The 372-nt window shown below is 57.0% G+C and carries 1 protein-coding gene; it reads left to right on the forward strand.

Annotated elements, in window-relative coordinates; all coding sequences use genetic code 11:
- Window positions 1-23 precede the first annotated feature (23 nt).
- On the forward strand, window positions 24-372 hold a 349-nt coding region (locus H8L32_RS27320), incomplete at its 3' end, for a helix-turn-helix domain-containing protein (RefSeq protein ID WP_186951013.1).

Consider the following 372-nt stretch of genomic DNA (forward strand, 5'->3'; position numbering starts at 1 on the left):
ATTTGGGGTGTGGTAAAGGAAGAATGATCGCCTCCCCGGATCGCCTTGATGCCCTGCAATTGATTGATGAAGCCGTCATTGCTGGTGCACGCCAGCATCTGGCTTGCGAGCTGCTGGGACTCAGTGAGCGCACCGTGCAGCGCTGGCGGCACACGCCCAAGGATAGACGGCCCGATGTCATTCATCCGGAACCCGCCAATAAACTTAGCGAGCCAGAGCGGGCTGCCTTATTAATGACCACCAACCTCCCTGAGTATGCCAGCCTGACACCGCACCAGATTGTTCCCAAGCTGGCAGATCAAGGCATCTACCTTGCCTCTGAATCGAGCTTTTACCGCGTCATGAAAGCCGCTGGGCAAGGTCAACGACGAG

The sequence above is a fragment of the Undibacterium hunanense genome (assembly GCF_014284335.1).
GTDB lineage: Bacteria > Pseudomonadota > Gammaproteobacteria > Burkholderiales > Burkholderiaceae_D > Undibacterium > Undibacterium hunanense.